Genomic DNA, 16,072 nt, shown 5'->3' with positions numbered 1-16,072 from the left:
CTGGCGTCATTTATTATTCGCGTAACGGTTCCGATGTCACCACTCCGGTTGGTACATAGGATTGGACGGATCGTCAGTATCGCCCATAATACAATCTGAAAAAAAATCTAAACTAAATCCTGAAGTGGCTAGCTGCATCAATTTACGCTGTTCATCCGTTAAATTCGCTGTTGGGCCGAGTTCTTCTGCTGAAGCAGCATCTTCTGCGGAAACTGGCGTTGTGCTGATGGTCATATCGCCCATGACAAATACCTATTTGAGAAATTCTTTTTGGGTTTCCTGTAAGGCTTCTATCGTCGATGACAATACCTTGGTCAGGTTATTAAAGATGGTATTCGCCTGGCTTAATTTTTCGGACATAACTTGTGACTGGCTTTCTACTGTACTGGACATCGTGTTCATCGAGTTTTCCCACTCGTTAAATATACCGCTACTGATAGTGACAGAATCATTCGCGCCCTGACCTTCAAAATCCCAGGTCGATGCAGGAGAAACATAAATATTCGCTTTATCTCCCCCCTCCCCATTCATGTCATATGCCTTGTCCATAACAATAACACTTTCTGTAACATGTACACTAGCGTTACTATTACCAGCTTCAAAATTGGTTTCTGCCGGATCTAACATTGTCGTTGGGATTAAGACGCAATAATATTCGTGCTTTGCCCCATCCTTCTTTGAGGATATCAACGTATACCCATCCGGTATATAATAATTCCTATTACTCACCTCATCAATAGGCACAATAAACATATCGCTGTTAGCTGATACAACACTATATGTCTTCTCATTCAAATCATCCCCTGAATATCTTAAATCTTTATCATCCTTATTTAAATAAGGTGGTTCAATCTTCTCTGATGGATAGGCACTCCCTGCATTTTCTCGATAGGTATATGGTGGCGATGCCTGAACGCCGTGGGCATCAAAATCCCAATCAGCAACATCACTAACATAGATATTTGCAGCCTCCTCCCCTTCAACATTTGGGCCTTTATCCCTAATGTTATAGGATTCAGTCTCAAGAACAATATCTTCCGTGAGATGGCACTTATCTCCCCCATCGGCAATCACCATTGTTGATGGTACCAAAAAGCAATCATATTCGTGATAATCCTTAGTACTCGTTGATGTTATCAACGTATACCCATCCGGATACACAAACCCTTTCGTCTTAATTATATCCTCTGACACAACCATCATCTGGCGAGAAGAGGGAATGACAAAATAGGAGTTAGCCTGAGTATCCGCATAACCTAATTCATCATGCGCATATGAACCTTTGTCATAATCTCGCTCGAAAGGCTGGTTTCCGTAATAATGAGAATCATACCAGGGTACATCCGCATTTGTGGCCGTCTGACCAGCTGGCGTTGTTCCTGCACTTGCATCTGAGTCATTCCCAATTAAGCTAAACGTTGCGTCTTTGGCATCCCGTACGGGCTGGAGATCAGGGTAGACATACAGGGTATAAGTGCCATCAGCCTCCATTACCAAATAAAGCCGACAGTCCTCTTCTGGCGGTTCGACAAGATTAGTGACCGCATCAACCACCGTTATATTGTCAATATCATCCCCAGGATTACCCGTATTCATTTTCCCATCAGCCCCAGCCTCTGTATGTGTTGCGATAGCCAGTTGATCGGATAATGCCAGTTGCTCTGCCCAATAATAAACCCCCTGGGCATCTAACCCACGGATAGCAACAGGACCACGATCGGGATAGGGACCCGCTGTCGTTTCGGGGTTAATGGGATTTAGGTTGATATTGCCGTCAGCATCATATAACCCCCACCCATCAATTATAGCATCAAGTTCATCTTGCACACCACCGACATCGATTTTCATTTTATCTTCATCGCTGGAGATATATGTCACCATTCGAGCTTTAAAGCTATTAACATCATCGAGAAATTCAACGCTTTGATTAGCAAGATCCGTATATACATCCATATAATCTGTTTGCAGCCCAGCAAGCTCAGTACTAACATCCGCATAGATTTCCCAGTCACTCTCAGGGTAATTCACCCCATTGTCATGATCGTTATCATTTGACCAGATATAGGTGCTGAAATCGATATCATCATCAATCTTGCCATCACCATCCTTATCCATGTTTTTGTCAAAAGTGATGTCCCAGAGTGAGCCACCAACAGCCGAGTCCCCTAAAGGTTTTCCCACGCTTTTTTCGCTTGAAACGCCGGTGTTCATGAACCGAGAGAGAGACGATTTCAATACGCCCTGTGCAGGCGTCGTATCGATAAGGATCCCTTTATTGAGAAGCTGATGATACTGATCAGAATAGACTGCCAGTTTTTCTGTCAATATATCCATCACCTGCTGACGGCGTGTACCCGTTTCTGCCGTGCCAGCAGTTGTCGAAGCTTGTAGCACCTCAGGTGATGAAGAAACCGCATTCGTGGTGGTACGTAGAATTGAAAATGAATTTTGCCCTGCTGTTGTGACACTTGTAGACATCGTATCTTTCCCTGAAAGGTGTGCAACGTTTTAGTTACCTGGCATCCCGGCAAGCGTATCCTGAGATTGCACATAATGAAGCAATTGTATGTTGCTGGTAATTGCAAGTTTCTGCATCGCGTTGTGCTTATGTACCGCAACCGTACAGACTGAGCGCTTGAGAAGGTTTGCAATCTCTTTTACCCGCATGCCCCGTGCATACAGGCGAATAATTTCGAGTTCACGCGAGGTTAACAGGGACTGCTGTTGAGCATAATCAGTAGCTATATCCGCCAGTTGAATCCGCGGAGAAGAATAAAAGCGCCTTGCCGCCAAATCAGATAACGCTTTTGGCAGACAACGTTCCAAATCATCTTTCTTGCTTATTAACGCGTGTACCCCTGACGCCCGGAGACGTCGGAGCGTGGGAGTAAACGTGTAGTTTTCACTTACCAGCGCAATCAGTTTAAGATCCGGAGCTACCTTTTGAATTCTCGATATATAGTGACTGGCATCATTATTGTTTTCACAGTCAAAAGATACATCAACAATCAAAACTAAATTTTTATCATCGCATTTGCCTGATAACGTGCGAATCAAATCATTTCGTGAATGAGCTACAAATGCAATATCTGCATACCCGACAAGCAAGCTGCGCAATCCTGTAATAACAATCGGTTCATCACAGGCAACCGCAACGGAGAGTCGAGAATGTAGGAATTTATGAGACATACTCGGTTCCTTCTTATGCAAACGCTAATCAATCCTTAATTAGCTAAAAATAAACTATTTGCGATAGTTTCATGCACGGCAAAGCAACTCAAATTATTTATTCTAATTTTAGAATTAAAAACACATTAAATCATTTCATCTATGAATGGTTTTATACTCATTAATCACGTTTTTAATATATTTATGTGTCTCATTAAATGGGGGTATTTTATTGCTATACTTTGCAACGTTCCCCTCTCCCGCGTTATATGCGGCCAGAACCAGTTCGAGATTACTTGTATAGCGTTTAGCCAATTCTGAGAGCAAATAAGTGCCAAGATGAATATTCATCTCAGGATCAGATAATCTATGCTTTTCAAGAGAATACCCTAATGCTGAAGACAGGCGGTTCGCTGTATCAGGCATCAACTGCATTAAACCCACAGCGCCTTTTGCCGAGATAATGTCCGGATTAAATCCGGACTCAACAGCCATAACCGCCTTAACGAGATACGGATCGACACCATACTGCCTGGCATAGTGGCCGATAACCTTATCGTAACGACCGTTTGCCATTTGTGTCGTAAACTGACGCCGCGGTGAGGAACGCGATATGCGAATGGCGGAATTGGCTTTCGTGGCCTGCCAGCGTTGCACTGCATCATTTTTAGCGATAGCGCAACGCCGACCCTTGTTTGACGTTCGTTGCTGTTCGACATACATAATTCCCTGAGCATCTTCATAACACCACTGCGCTGCCATCGCAGCAGGCATGAAACAACACAGTAAAAGAAATATACTATGACGCATCTCCATCCCCTTCCTTGTTTGTTTCTGCATTTTCTTTATCGCAGTTAACATCAACCACCATCTCTTCTGACTCGTCATTCTGAGGAATATCATCTTTCCATGCTTGTTCCATCTGCTCGAGCCAGGTCAGTAAGCGCATAATTTCATCAATACTGCTGCTATCAATAAAAGTATAAATTTTCGCCGTCTTAAAAATTCGCCGTGCCAGCGAGATGTTGCGAATAACAGGGATATTATTTTTTTCCGCGAAAGCAATAACCGCAACAGCGCGAGAGTTTTTCTCGATGACTGAAATAAAAGGTAAGCCAATTACCGTAGGATTAAAATAAATTCCCAATGCGATATGTGTCGGGTTAGCCAACACCATTTTTGAAGTCAATATATTTGCTTTAGTCTGTTCAGAAAGCAATTCACGATGCAATTGCTTACGTGCGCTTTTAATGTGTTGATCACCCTCATTATTCTTATACTCTTGCTTAATTTCCTGTTTGGTCATCATCAAGTCTTTAATGTATAAATAAAAATCAACCAAAGCATCAAATGCCATAATGATTAAAAACGGTAACAAGGTATAACAAAAAAGCAATGGCATCAGTCCACGCCACACATTAATAAAGTGCTGGATCCCACCCGTCGGTATAGTAAATAATCGAGTATGATATTTTATAATAAAAACACTAAAGCCAGTGAGTGCCATCCCAAGATACAAAATAGCTTTTATACTGTCTTTCAGACCCCTGATGCTAAATATTTCTTTAAATCCTTTTATTGGATTAATGGCATTCAGATCCAATCGAATCGCCTCCGACGCCATTTTGAAACGTGTTTGTAGCAATGTCACCAGTGCCGAAGTGAAAACAGAAATCAGGGCGATACCAGAGATAATTTTAAACGCTGTTGTAAATACCAGTCGCGCATATTCTCCCGTTGATAGCATGAAACCACTACTGACGAATAAATCGAAATAAAATATTAACTCCCTGGCATCAATGGTCATCCACACAAATGAGGAGACAGCAATTAACGTAAGTAGTCCTACAAAATCTCGGCTAAGAAACATCTGCCCCTTTTTAGCAGAATCTTCTTTCTTCTTATGTGTTGGTTGTTCTGTTTTTTCTTCACTCATTATGCTTAACTCTTCGGTAAAAAATCACTCAACCGCAATCCTGTCAACTGGGAGATAAGTAATGGTGTTAAATAAATCAACAGTACGAAAATGGCGATAACGCTCTTTAACGTTAATGCGACAGAAAAAGCATTCAATTGTGATGCAAAACGTGAAAGTAAACCAAGTGCACATTCTGTGACAAATAAAGCGACGACGATAGGCCCTACCAAAATTAAAGCCTTCAGCATTAACTCATTAACAAGATGAACCACTTGCAATGCTAATGCTTTGTCAAAGTGAAAGGATTGTGCCACCGGAAATATTTGATAACTTTTTTTTATCGCCTCACAAAGCGTAACCATTCCGCCACTTAGCATAAAAGTCGCGCCATAGAAATAGTTCATAAAACTGGCGAAAACAGATGTTTCAACCCCTATCCCTGGATTCATAGTACTACTAATAGTTGCTCCGCGTTGGTTGTCAATGACCTCACCTATCACCAAAGCAATCCAGAATGGCACTGACAGGCAAATACCGCATAGTAAACCAATAATCGCTTCCCGAACGATAATCACCATTGGTGGCGCCGCTGGCGCCAGTGAAAACTGTACACTCAGCAGGGGCAAAAAACCGAGAAGCATAAAACACGTAATTACATTTTTGGCTAACATGCCCCCTAGCACCTGGCTGTTAAACCAGGGTAAGAAAAATGTCATTGGCAGAAGTCTGGCCATCCCGATAACAATCAACAGGATATATTCATGGTAGAGCACATAAACATTCATAGGCGACTCATTAGGGTATCTGGAATGCCAGGGCCAACACTTCGGCAGCGAAACTTTTCAGGCTGGAAACAAACCACGGTGCAGTCATAAAAAGCGCGGCACATACTGCCAGCAATTTGATACCAAATGGCAAGGTCTGTTCCTGGATATGAGTAATTGCCTGAAGAAGAGCCACAACTATCCCCACCACCGTTGCGACAATAACCGGAACTGAAGATAATATTAAGACCATATATAGTGCTTTATTGCCTATATAAAAGATACTGTCCATTGTTATCCCGCCGTTTTCCATAACGCTGCGTACTGCATGACCATGCCGGTCGCAATCTTAGACCATCCATCAATGGCAACAAAAAGTACCAATTTTATTGGTAATGATATTGTTACAGGACTCATCATCATCATGCCGAGAGCCAATAATACGTTGGAAACTAACAGATCCACTACAATAAAAGGAAGATAAACATAAAAACCTAAAACAAAGGCGCTTTTTATTTCACTCAGTGAATAAGCCGCTAACAGCGTAAATAACGAACTATTCTCAACTGTTGGTTTAACCCCAACAATCTGATGATCATCCGTTACGGGATATTGCTGCTGATAAATATTGCTAAAAAATGTAAGGAGTTCTTTATCAGAAAATCGGTATAAATAATTTTTATACCCAGAAAGGCCGTTATCGATGAAGTTTTGCACTGACTCAACATTATCGAAAGAGACACCTTCCTGGCGATAATAGTCATAGCCCTGCAAGGCAACAGGCGACATGACAAAAGCAGTTAATAGTAGTGATATGCCATTCAAGGTCATATTGGATGGCGCCTGCTGTAAGCCTATGGCATTGCGTATCAATGAAAAAACAATAGAGAATTTAATAAAACACGTTCCACCCGCAATGAAAAATGGCAAAAGTGTCGCAAGACTCAGAATCCCTATCAGACCAATGCTATTATAATCCGTCATAATTTCATCTCACAGTGTGTTGTAAACGTCCTCTATTTCCACCGCCAGGCGGTCATTCAGTAAAACAAGTTCTCCCGTTGCTAACGTACGTCCCTGAACCCGGAGTTCAACATCAACTTTGTTGTCTCCCAGACCAATCTGCGCATCTAATACATCGCCTGTTTGTATTTTACTAATTTCTGCTAATGTCATGGGTGTTTCACTGAGTACAAACTCAATGTTTAATTTGAGTCCATCTGTTGTCCATAACTTATCAACAAGAGCATTATTTGTTTGACTATCCATAATATCCTCACTTACAGTAAAATTGTGCTGTTCATATTGAACCGCACAATATTTTATGTTTCCGACATAAAGGTAAATCTGAACATTTGTAATCCACAAAGCGTCACCAATGGCCAAATTTTCGATATCACTCACGGGTAACGATGTGAATCCGAGAGAGACTTTGATGGGGCAAAGCAAATGCTGGCAATCGTTTACTGTTTCCGTAACCAGCACGTCTAATGAGGTTAGGGATGTTTTTGGAAACCAAACGAAACCGGCATCGTCACCTGCACTGTAGAATTTCTCATGAAGAGGAATCTGACATTCTGGGTCCTCAATAACAACTTCAGCAATAGGTGCTGAAAACCACTCAGTCCCCAGGGAGAGATTAGATAACAACTCACTGTACAGCGAAGAAATAAATTTATTGCCCATCTGCTGAACAGAAAATCGAGCATCCTCCATACCATATTTCTGCAAAAGCGTTTCTGCAGAGACAAAAAAACATACCTCCGTTCCGGCGTGAACACCGCTACAGCGGATGAACGCGCCCTGCATTCGTTTCTGATTTGTCAGCAAAGAGATATCATTGCGTGCGCAGTACTGCATGATCAGATTTTCTGTGGCATCCAGGTGCCGTAAACTTGAAAGAATGGTGTTCACGTCTCCTCCTCCTCGTCATTTAAATCATCCTTGTTTGCCTCATTCTGCTGCTGTGAGTTCTGCTGGTTCTGCAGATAGTCATTCACCGTTGACACGGCACCATCTACACGCAAACCGTGCAAAGGATGTTGCTGTTGGAAATTTACCAGCTGTTGTTCAGTTGCAATGTCCGATGGCAGAATTTGTATTTGCGTATCAGATCTATTCTGTGCGTGTTCTATGCGTACCTGGGCCGTCTGTTGAGTTGGAAAGGTCCAGCTGACTTCGGTCACATTCGATTTCGTGTTTACCGCAGGCGCTACATTTTTGGCAGACTTTAACGGCTGCTGATTAACTGTCTCTTTTCCGCGTACTCCAGGTGATGGCTCTTCCGTTGCCCATCCAGATTCATCGATAGTCTTGTCAGGTACTGCCATAGCGGAAAAAACGGTTACCTCTGAAGATTCATTTTTTTCTTATCAGTTTTCTGAGTATTCTCTTGATGTTGCGGATCCGCTGCGGTAAAAATTGTTGCCGATCGACTGTGGGTCAGGATTTCTTCCTTTAATCGCCCTAAATCTATATTCACTGTGGAAATACGTGTTGGCACATTAGATACTGAATTATTGCCCGTACTATTCGTTTGTAGCTGCTGCACGAATTTGGCCGACAGAGACGATAATAGCGGCTCCCCAGCTAATATTACCGATGCCGCAATCTGGTCAGTTTGCCCGGTGCCCTTATCTCCTTTTTTCTCATCTTTGTTACCGTCAAAATCCTCAATCTTAGTATTCTTTTTCCACTTGATATCAGTATCACTCAATAATTTCTGGATAATACCATCAATAGATTGTACACCGTCACAAGAGTCCATTTTTTCTGATAAATGTGCTTTCACTGATGATGTTTTTATATTTTCCATGCAATACATTCCTCTATAGAATATTCTTCCTGAGCAATTCTTTTGACATTACGTTGACGTTTAACTTTTTGTTGGCATAAAGACCACTTACGTTTTTTCCGTTCATAGCTGGCGCGTAATTGCAACAGACGCGATTTTTCATCTTCTTGTTCATGCTGACTTGCAATTAACTCATTTTTTTCCGCATCCAGACGATATAAAACTGAGAGCAGTAATGATTCTTTTCTTTTAATAGCATATATATTGTCTTTCGTTACTTCACTTTCGGTAACTCCATGCCATAAGGTGATGATACTGCCATCAGTCTCTTTATGACGTTCAGCATTAACAATCAGCAAATCTTTTAATCGTTCAATTTCGCGTTCAATACGTGTTACTTTCAGAACAACGCTATCGCAGTAAGTTGAATACAGATTTTCCATACTTTTATATGGCATACAGTGACTCCAACATTTGTGTAAATGATGTTTTATCTTCCATCTTTTGCTGGAGAAAATTCTTTATAATGTCAGTTTTCTCAACAATTTTATCTGTGGCTGGATTTTCACCCGATTGGTATTCACCTAATTCAATCATCAGCTTCAATTCGTCCAGTTTTGACAAATAATTGCGAAATAAAGATGCAGCTTCACGTTGCTCATCAGATGATACTGCACGCGTTACACGACTGACGCTACGTAATACGTCAATTGCCGGATAATGCCCTGTACCAGCCAGTTTTCTGGAAAGATAAATATGCCCATCAAGAATCGAGCGCACTTCATCACCGATGGGGTCTACTTCCTCTTCTTCTTCAAGCAGTACCGTATAGAACGCTGTAATGCTGCCGAATTGAGTTTTACCACTTCTTTCCAGGATCCGCGGCAAATTATCAAAAACAGATGATGGGTAACCGCGTCTTGCAGGCATTTCTCCAGCTGAAAGCGCAACGTCACGAAGCGCACGGGCATAGCGTGTCATTGAATCAATCATCAGCACAACATTCTTGCCGGCATCGCGAAAATATTCTGCAATAGTGGTGGCAATAAGCGCTGCATTCCGTCTTTCGACAGCGGGCCGATCGGAAGTAGAATAGACGACAATGGTTTTATCACGCTTTTCCTCCGGGATCCCTTCAGCTAAGAACTCGGTAACCTCCCTGCCTCGTTCACCAACCAGTCCAATAACATAAACATCGGCAGATGAATGGCTAATGATCATTGTCATTAAGGATGTTTTCCCGGCCCCCGCCCCAGCAAAGATCCCTACACGTTGACCTATGCCGCAAGTCAATAACCCGTCGATAGCTCTGACACCTGTGGCAAATAAGCTATCGATTGGCCGCCGCTCACTATAATCTGGCGGAGATTGCATAATGGGTCGAAGCATCGGTAAAAACGCGTTGCCAGGAGCTGGCAACGCAAAACGTTCACAAATCTCGCCTTGTGCATTAATAACTGTACCCAGCGTGTCCATCGATACTGAAAGTGAAAAAGCAGTACCATCCGGAACAATAATATTGGAGCATGAAATACCATCCGATCCGCCCAGCAGGCACAGCACAGCATTGCCCTGGCTAAAACCGATAGTCTCTGCTTGTCCAATGACCTGAGGATCGCTCAGAGAGCGATAAATACGGCATCGTTCCCCAATAAAAGTATGGCGCAACGGTGCAGTAATGATCGTCCCCTGAATCGACGTTATCCTGGCGTTACAATCAAAAATATCACTCAGCAAGATTTCCTGCATTATTTTAGCGCCTGGCTAAATTCATCCACACGCTCATAAAACTGGCTCAATACATCCGCCAATAACTCACCTTGTTCAATTACATTTTCACTTAAAAATGCTCTTAAAACAAAACTGCCATCATCTTCAACTAGCTGTAGCTGGCCTGTCATGCTCCAGTCACAAGTTGCAATCAATGATTCGATAAGTTGTGGAGCGGCATTTAATAAGGCATGACTATTATATTTTGCAATAGCACTCCAAAGAACCACAACACCGTTAACAGTACTAAACATAATTGACGGCTCTTCACCAAAACTAAGCTCGATTGTGGAATGATGATCTATATCAGAGATCAACGATGGATCACATCCCATTATCTCAAGCGCCTGTTTGAGGATATCTACAATTTTTGAAACATCCATTTAATTAGTCCACCATTTTGATTACGTTAACTTTAACACTTTCTGATATTTCACCAAACGAAATGACATCCAGATCAGAGAATTGTGACATTATCAAACGTTTAGTATAGCGTCTGATATCAACTGCAGTTAGAAATACAACATCCTTTCGTGAAAGATTCAATAAATGATGCTCAAACCTATCAATAACAAACTCATTATCTGCCGGTTCCATATTGATAAATGATCCTGAAGCTGATGTTTTAATTCCTTTGCGAATTTTATTTTCAATCTCAGGTGATAACACCATAACTGACAATACATTTTCAGTCGAAAACTTATCCGAAATATAGCGAGCTAACGCACTGCGCACATGCTCTACCAACTGGATAGTATCTCTCTCTTTCCCACCCCATAGTGCCAACGCTTCCAGCACTGCTTTCATATTTCTTACTGAAATGCGTTCACTTAACAAACGCTGTAAGACTTCAGATACTCGCTGGACAGTACAATGTCTGTAAGTTTCCTTTAATAACTCAGGATACTGGCGTTCAAATTTATCCATAATATTTTTGGTTTCCTGAATGCCAAACAGCTCAGGGATCTGTGCGGTCACCAGCAACTGAAAAGAGAGCATCATTTCATCTTCTGCCGAACGCAACGTAAATCCCAAGGATGAACATAACTCCTGGTTTTGTTCGGCGACCCAGTATTCTTTTTCATTTCCATATTCAGTGGTGATTACATCAATGCCGGGTAAATCAATAATGCCGTCAAGATTCAAAAGTTTAAAATACCCAAAGTTTATTGGAAATACACCTGCAGTAACTTCATTGATCAAGACAACAACATGGTTCAACTGCACGTTTGGGCTCATTATTACACTGACTTTCGGGAGTTCAATACCATAATTAAGGTAAAAATCCTGCGAAAAACGCATGCCAAAATGTTCAAGATCCAGATTGCTAAAATCCTGCTCTGGGAGCATTACCATCAACGGTACAGTTTCAGGTATAATACTTGCTGTGGGTAAACCAGTATATCCTTCACTACCTGAACTCCCCCCGGGACTCGTTTTTATACTCCCCGAAAACGTTGCCTGCTTTTTAGCTTTCATCGTACGGTTAAAATAAACAGCAAGAATAATGCTAGCTATAAGCATAAAAATTATCAATGGAAATCCCGGAAGACAACCAATTAAAATGGCGACAATTGCCGTAACAATCAAAACGAAATCACGCTGAAAAATCTGATCAATGATATTATTACCCAGATTTTTCCCATCCTCACTAACCCTTGTTACCACAAAACCGGTACCGATAGAAATAAGTAAAGCCGGAATCTGAGCGACCAGGGCATCGCCAATTGTTAAAATCGTATAGACATCGGTAGCCCCACTAAAGGACATGCCATGACGCCCCATGCCAATAGAAACGCCGCCAATGAAATTGACAAAGATAATCACAATGCTGGCAATTGCATCACCCTTGATAAATTTCATTGTACCATCTAATGCACCATACAGTTGGCTCTCCTTTTCCAGCATGGAGCGTCGCCGTTGGGCATCATCAGCATCAATATTTCCCGCTCGCAGATCTGCATCAATACTCATCTGTTTACCGGGCATAGCGTCCAGAGAAAAACGTGCACTAACTTCTGCGACACGCTCTGAACCTTTTGTTATAACAATAAATTGAAAAAGTGTAACAATTGAAAAAATGATAAAACCAACAATAATATCCCCTGCAATAACAAAGTTACCAAATGTTGTAATAATGTGTCCTGCATCAGCCTGCACCAGTATCATACGACTGGTACTGATAGATAACGCAAGACGAAAGAGCGTTGTAATGAGCAAAAGTGAAGGTAATGCAGAAAACTCCAACACTTTCTGTATATAAAATGTGCCAATAAAAATTAAGATAGAAAATGTAATATTAAAAGCTAATAGTACATCGATAAGCCATGTTGGTAATGGTATAATCAACATGGCTAATATTAATATCATCAATACAACCAAAAATAATTCTGGCCTCTGCGCTATTTTTTGCCACATATGTTTCTCAGACTACGCTATAAGTATTAATTACACTCTATATACTTTATAAATTTCTCGTATATAAGTGCTATATCTATTTTTTTCTGCAATACACAATAATAAACTTTATCGTGATGCGATAGAACTTGTTCATTGTGGCTAAGCATTTCACTGTTATTATATAACCATGCAGAAAGGTCGATCACACCTATGGGCATTTCCACCATTACAAAGTACCATACACCATATCGACAACAGCGGAATAAATTTCCCTTGAATGAAACAGAGATTTCTTCTCCGGCCAGCAAATTGCTTACCTCATCTTCCAGTCCGCTATTAACCATATGTCCTTCCGATATGAGTAAAACGAGCAAACCCGTCGATAATCATTGCAAGAGTATTCTCAATACTCATTTTCATTTTTTCAGCATCGGCCAGATCATCTGCAAAGATTGCAAATGGAAGTGGCTTAATAGCAGAATAAATTTGTTGAACAAAGTTGGTTTTATCACTACCTGAATAATATCTCATACAGTTGTTAATCAGTTCAATCGTTAAATTCTTGGTTTCATCAGGTTGCAAAATAATATGAAAGAAGAAATCAAGCAATCTGAAATCTCTTTCATTTGTTGATGGAATATACTCACCTTCATTCATCTTCGACATAAACATCTGATCGGCAGAACGAAGTATATTCATTCTAAAATTTGCTTCAAGTAAAGTGCCAAATTCAAGTAAACTGCATGAAGGGTCATAACTATTAATATCACAATGCAGTGCCTGAGAATAGTAATCCAGTACGGCATAGCGATTTTCAATGCCAAATTTTTCAATCGACATCTGGTATATTTCTAGCGGATCGATGTTCTGCGTAATAAAACCTTCATAAGCTTTACGCAATGACTGTTCGTTTTGCTTTAATTGCAAACTAAATTTTCTGGCTGTATTTGCACTGTTAATACCTGCTTTTATCTTTTTCCTGTCGGGTCCCTTCATCAGATTTTCAAGTGCAGACTCCAGAATATCCGAAGAAACATCAGGAAATTCATCATCATCTTTTTTCTTCTTTTTCATCAAAATAAACGCATGAAGAAGTAAAGCAATTTCTGTCGGATCGGCGAATAACTGATGCAGATAATTTAACAATTGCTTTGCCGTCATTACTCCGCCTTTGGCAAAATCATTGATTTTTACCACACAGTTTGGTGTTTTCTCCTTTATTGAGGCTTCACACTCTTCAGCAATGCTTTCTGGTGATGAAGGTTTTGCTTTCGCCGCACGGTTATTCTGCAGAAAAGAACTCAATAATGCTGACATATCATCGGCCATAGTCATCGCAACCGAAAAAGAACCTTTCTCCACCTTCACCTCTGCATCATCCTGCATCTTAACAAGGACGTTGCTTAAATCGCCAATCCCTACCGCACTTCGGAAGCGGGCCATTGGCAAAGATTCTAATGCCATATTCTACCCCTGATGAGTTGGTGTTATAAAAGCATCTTGATTAATTTTTTGCGTCTTATTCTGATAATTTTTAATAGCATCCCAGCCATCATTAATGTAACCATCAAGCGCATCCTTGTGGTTAAAATCATCTTCAAGTATCCTGGGCTGAATCAAAAAGAGTCTTACTGCCTTTGAAGAATTGTTTGTCTTTGTTTTAAATAAATTACCGATCCATGGAATATCGCCAAGCAATGGGATTTTAGTAACGCCATCAGACAACTGATCGCGTGTATAACCACCAATTAGAAGATTCTGGCCGGCTGTCACCCGAGCCATGGTGCTGATAGCTGTATTCCCCACAACCGGTAACTGATCTACCGTTGCAGTATCACCTTGATCATCAGCTACAGTATTTCCATCTGTAATGTCAATGTTCATCTCAACGAGTTTATTATCATCTGAAATCATTGGAATAACGTTAATGGAGGTACCATAGGTTACTGTCTGGAGTGAAACTTCTCTTTCCCCCATCAATTTGACATAAAAACTTCGCGAATTGTCAAAAATAGCCGGAATATTATCCTGAGCCAGGATGATGGGGCGTGATACAATATTCGCCTTATTCCTCTGACTTAGCGCATTAACGGTTGCCAAAAATATATCACTCTGCGAGCTTGTTAAGATACTTGTAGCATTAAAAAATGTCTGGATGTTCGAACCGACTTTATATTGCCCTTGCCAATTTACACCTATTTGTTCTAAATCATCCTTATTAATATCAATAATCCAAAGTGAAAACTCGACTTGCTTACGAGGAACATCAAGGCGTGCAATAATATCTTTTATCATGTTAACTTGATCTTGCGTGCCTTTAATAAGCAAACTATTACGACCCGAAAATGGTAACACTTTAATCTCACTACCAGAAAATCTGCCATTATCGTTAAATTCTGCACGCACGCCAAATTCAGATTCTTCGAGAATCCCTGTTTCAGTTGTAGACTCTGGCTTAATTTGCTTTTTCACTGCAACATTACTTTTTCCTTGAATTCCATTATCAGAAAATAAGTTGTTGATTGTGGTGGCAATACCTTGCATCGTTTTCGTTTGCCCGCGATAGCTATAAGTACGATCATCCACGAAAACATGCCGCAGTTTTACTGTATCAATAACTAATTCGCTGTTTGATGATGAATATCCCTCACCCATAAAGCCAGCTATACCAACCACGATTTCAATATATTTTGGTGGCCCTGAGATATAAAGTGTATTGGATGGCATATTCATTTTAAGTGGATATCGAGAATCATACATATCATTGCTGTGCAAGAAATCCTCCAGATCTCTATAGCTTCTGGCTGGAAAATGAATGATTGCAGTTTTAGCTTCTGAGGCTTCATATATATAATAGATTGAACCATCAAAGTACCAAATTAGCCCTAAGTCATGCGTAATGCGTTCAACCATTTCCATTGGTTTGTTAAGATCGAAACGGCCTGTCACCGAATATTTTTTCGCACGTGAACTTACAATAAATGGTTTATTAATTTGTGATGATATCGCTTTAAAAACAAAATCAACACTCTTATTATTGGCAGTAAAACTGTTAATTGGTGCCGTTAAAGCAACATCGTTACTGTGAGTCAATTGGCGAATGCCGTTACTTGTCGAATCATCCTCAACAGCAGAAACCACTCCACTATAGCTTAGTGCACTCAATACAATGAGCGTACTTAAATTTTTTATTACAGCTTCAGCCCTGAAAAACATTGATATATCCATCCATGAAAGACGTGAGAAATTCCATATTCG

18 protein-coding genes are annotated in these 16,072 nt (G+C 40.8%); all 18 read right to left on the bottom strand.

Annotated elements, in window-relative coordinates:
- Positions 1-36: 36 nt before the first annotated feature.
- The 18 genes from I6L54_RS11605 to sctC all read right to left on the bottom strand — a co-directional run bounded on the left by I6L54_RS11605 (position 37) and on the right by sctC (position 16,030).
- Complete coding sequence (locus I6L54_RS11605) at positions 37-243, bottom strand: hypothetical protein (RefSeq protein WP_040232351.1); 207 nt, start codon at positions 241-243, stop codon at positions 37-39.
- Positions 244-252: 9 nt separating this feature from the next.
- Complete coding sequence (locus I6L54_RS11600; RefSeq protein WP_082031742.1) at positions 253-2,478, bottom strand: IpaD/SipD/SspD family type III secretion system needle tip protein; 2,226 nt, start codon at positions 2,476-2,478, stop codon at positions 253-255.
- 30 nt (positions 2,479-2,508) lie between these two features.
- A complete protein-coding gene (locus tag I6L54_RS11595) occupies positions 2,509-3,189 on the bottom strand; it encodes a LuxR C-terminal-related transcriptional regulator (RefSeq protein ID WP_005120186.1) in 681 nt (226 codons plus the stop codon).
- A 135-nt stretch (positions 3,190-3,324) separates the two neighbouring features.
- Entirely contained in the window at positions 3,325-3,978 is a 654-nt protein-coding gene (locus I6L54_RS11590; protein ID WP_040232474.1) for a lytic transglycosylase domain-containing protein, read from the bottom strand.
- On the bottom strand, positions 3,968-5,104 hold the full coding sequence (locus I6L54_RS11585) for an EscU/YscU/HrcU family type III secretion system export apparatus switch protein (RefSeq protein ID WP_040232352.1): 1,137 nt from the start codon (positions 5,102-5,104) through the stop codon (positions 3,968-3,970). Before I6L54_RS11585 ends, I6L54_RS11590 begins: the two co-directional genes overlap by 11 nt.
- A 5-nt stretch (positions 5,105-5,109) precedes the next feature.
- Positions 5,110-5,871 carry a type III secretion system export apparatus subunit SctT gene (gene sctT / locus I6L54_RS11580; RefSeq protein ID WP_040232354.1) on the bottom strand — a complete coding sequence of 254 codons (762 nt, stop codon included), beginning with the start codon at positions 5,869-5,871 and terminating at the stop codon, positions 5,110-5,112.
- 10 nt (positions 5,872-5,881) lie between these two features.
- Positions 5,882-6,142 carry a type III secretion system export apparatus subunit SctS gene (sctS, locus tag I6L54_RS11575; RefSeq protein WP_040232355.1) on the bottom strand — a complete coding sequence of 87 codons (261 nt, stop codon included), beginning with the start codon at positions 6,140-6,142 and terminating at the stop codon, positions 5,882-5,884.
- Between the two features lie 2 nt (positions 6,143-6,144).
- Positions 6,145-6,834, bottom strand: a complete 690-nt coding sequence (locus I6L54_RS11570) for an EscR/YscR/HrcR family type III secretion system export apparatus protein (protein WP_005120180.1) — start codon at positions 6,832-6,834, stop codon at positions 6,145-6,147.
- Between the two features lie 9 nt (positions 6,835-6,843).
- A complete protein-coding gene (locus I6L54_RS11565) occupies positions 6,844-7,764 on the bottom strand; it encodes a FliM/FliN family flagellar motor switch protein (protein WP_040232356.1) in 921 nt (306 codons plus the stop codon).
- Positions 7,761-8,180, bottom strand: coding sequence for a hypothetical protein (locus I6L54_RS24300; protein ID WP_040232357.1), 420 nt, complete (start codon positions 8,178-8,180; stop codon positions 7,761-7,763). The genes I6L54_RS11565 and I6L54_RS24300 overlap by 4 nt, the downstream gene beginning before the upstream one ends.
- Positions 8,181-8,194: 14 nt before the next feature.
- A complete protein-coding gene (locus I6L54_RS24295) occupies positions 8,195-8,665 on the bottom strand; it encodes a hypothetical protein (protein ID WP_040232358.1) in 471 nt (156 codons plus the stop codon).
- A complete protein-coding gene (locus tag I6L54_RS11555; RefSeq protein WP_040232359.1) occupies positions 8,653-9,102 on the bottom strand; it encodes a SpaM family type III secretion system protein in 450 nt (149 codons plus the stop codon). Before I6L54_RS11555 ends, I6L54_RS24295 begins: the two co-directional genes overlap by 13 nt.
- Positions 9,092-10,393 carry a type III secretion system ATPase SctN gene (sctN, locus tag I6L54_RS11550; RefSeq protein WP_052463768.1) on the bottom strand — a complete coding sequence of 434 codons (1,302 nt, stop codon included), beginning with the start codon at positions 10,391-10,393 and terminating at the stop codon, positions 9,092-9,094. The genes I6L54_RS11555 and sctN overlap by 11 nt, the downstream gene beginning before the upstream one ends.
- Positions 10,393-10,797, bottom strand: a complete 405-nt coding sequence (locus I6L54_RS11545) for an InvB/SpaK family type III secretion system chaperone (RefSeq protein ID WP_040232361.1) — start codon at positions 10,795-10,797, stop codon at positions 10,393-10,395. The genes sctN and I6L54_RS11545 overlap by 1 nt, the downstream gene beginning before the upstream one ends.
- Before the next feature lie 4 nt (positions 10,798-10,801).
- Positions 10,802-12,832: an EscV/YscV/HrcV family type III secretion system export apparatus protein gene (locus I6L54_RS11540; RefSeq protein ID WP_040232363.1), complete on the bottom strand. Its 2,031-nt coding sequence runs from the start codon at positions 12,830-12,832 to the stop codon at positions 10,802-10,804.
- A 26-nt stretch (positions 12,833-12,858) separates the two neighbouring features.
- Entirely contained in the window at positions 12,859-13,158 is a 300-nt protein-coding gene (locus I6L54_RS11535; RefSeq protein ID WP_040232365.1) for a hypothetical protein, read from the bottom strand.
- Positions 13,151-14,278 carry an HrpJ domain-containing protein gene (locus I6L54_RS11530; protein WP_137378366.1) on the bottom strand — a complete coding sequence of 376 codons (1,128 nt, stop codon included), beginning with the start codon at positions 14,276-14,278 and terminating at the stop codon, positions 13,151-13,153. The genes I6L54_RS11535 and I6L54_RS11530 overlap by 8 nt, the downstream gene beginning before the upstream one ends.
- Before the next feature lie 3 nt (positions 14,279-14,281).
- A complete protein-coding gene (gene sctC / locus I6L54_RS11525; RefSeq protein ID WP_040232366.1) occupies positions 14,282-16,030 on the bottom strand; it encodes a type III secretion system outer membrane ring subunit SctC in 1,749 nt (582 codons plus the stop codon).
- Positions 16,031-16,072: the final 42 nt, after the last annotated feature.

The sequence above is a fragment of the Citrobacter pasteurii genome (genome assembly GCF_019047765.1).
GTDB classification, from domain to species: domain Bacteria; phylum Pseudomonadota; class Gammaproteobacteria; order Enterobacterales; family Enterobacteriaceae; genus Citrobacter; species Citrobacter pasteurii.
Note: the sequence above shows the minus strand (reverse complement) of the source record. Positions and strands in the feature narration are given on the sequence as shown.

Coding starts and splice junctions, on each gene's coding strand:
- I6L54_RS11605 (WP_040232351.1), bottom strand. CDS start 243: ATGGGCGATATGACCATCAGCACAACGCCAGTTTCCGCAGAAGATGCT.
- I6L54_RS11600 (WP_082031742.1), bottom strand. CDS start 2,478: ATGTCTACAAGTGTCACAACAGCAGGGCAAAATTCATTTTCAATTCTA.
- I6L54_RS11595 (WP_005120186.1), bottom strand. CDS start 3,189: ATGTCTCATAAATTCCTACATTCTCGACTCTCCGTTGCGGTTGCCTGT.
- I6L54_RS11590 (WP_040232474.1), bottom strand. CDS start 3,978: ATGCGTCATAGTATATTTCTTTTACTGTGTTGTTTCATGCCTGCTGCG.
- I6L54_RS11585 (WP_040232352.1), bottom strand. CDS start 5,104: ATGAGTGAAGAAAAAACAGAACAACCAACACATAAGAAGAAAGAAGAT.
- sctT (WP_040232354.1), bottom strand. CDS start 5,871: ATGAATGTTTATGTGCTCTACCATGAATATATCCTGTTGATTGTTATC.
- sctS (WP_040232355.1), bottom strand. CDS start 6,142: ATGGACAGTATCTTTTATATAGGCAATAAAGCACTATATATGGTCTTA.
- I6L54_RS11570 (WP_005120180.1), bottom strand. CDS start 6,834: ATGACGGATTATAATAGCATTGGTCTGATAGGGATTCTGAGTCTTGCG.
- I6L54_RS24300 (WP_040232357.1), bottom strand. CDS start 8,180: ATGGCAGTACCTGACAAGACTATCGATGAATCTGGATGGGCAACGGAA.
- I6L54_RS24295 (WP_040232358.1), bottom strand. CDS start 8,665: ATGGAAAATATAAAAACATCATCAGTGAAAGCACATTTATCAGAAAAA.
- I6L54_RS11555 (WP_040232359.1), bottom strand. CDS start 9,102: ATGCCATATAAAAGTATGGAAAATCTGTATTCAACTTACTGCGATAGC.
- sctN (WP_052463768.1), bottom strand. CDS start 10,393: ATGCAGGAAATCTTGCTGAGTGATATTTTTGATTGTAACGCCAGGATA.
- I6L54_RS11545 (WP_040232361.1), bottom strand. CDS start 10,797: ATGGATGTTTCAAAAATTGTAGATATCCTCAAACAGGCGCTTGAGATA.
- I6L54_RS11540 (WP_040232363.1), bottom strand. CDS start 12,832: ATGTGGCAAAAAATAGCGCAGAGGCCAGAATTATTTTTGGTTGTATTG.
- I6L54_RS11535 (WP_040232365.1), bottom strand. CDS start 13,158: ATGGTTAATAGCGGACTGGAAGATGAGGTAAGCAATTTGCTGGCCGGA.
- I6L54_RS11530 (WP_137378366.1), bottom strand. CDS start 14,278: ATGGCATTAGAATCTTTGCCAATGGCCCGCTTCCGAAGTGCGGTAGGG.
- sctC (WP_040232366.1), bottom strand. CDS start 16,030: ATGTTTTTCAGGGCTGAAGCTGTAATAAAAAATTTAAGTACGCTCATT.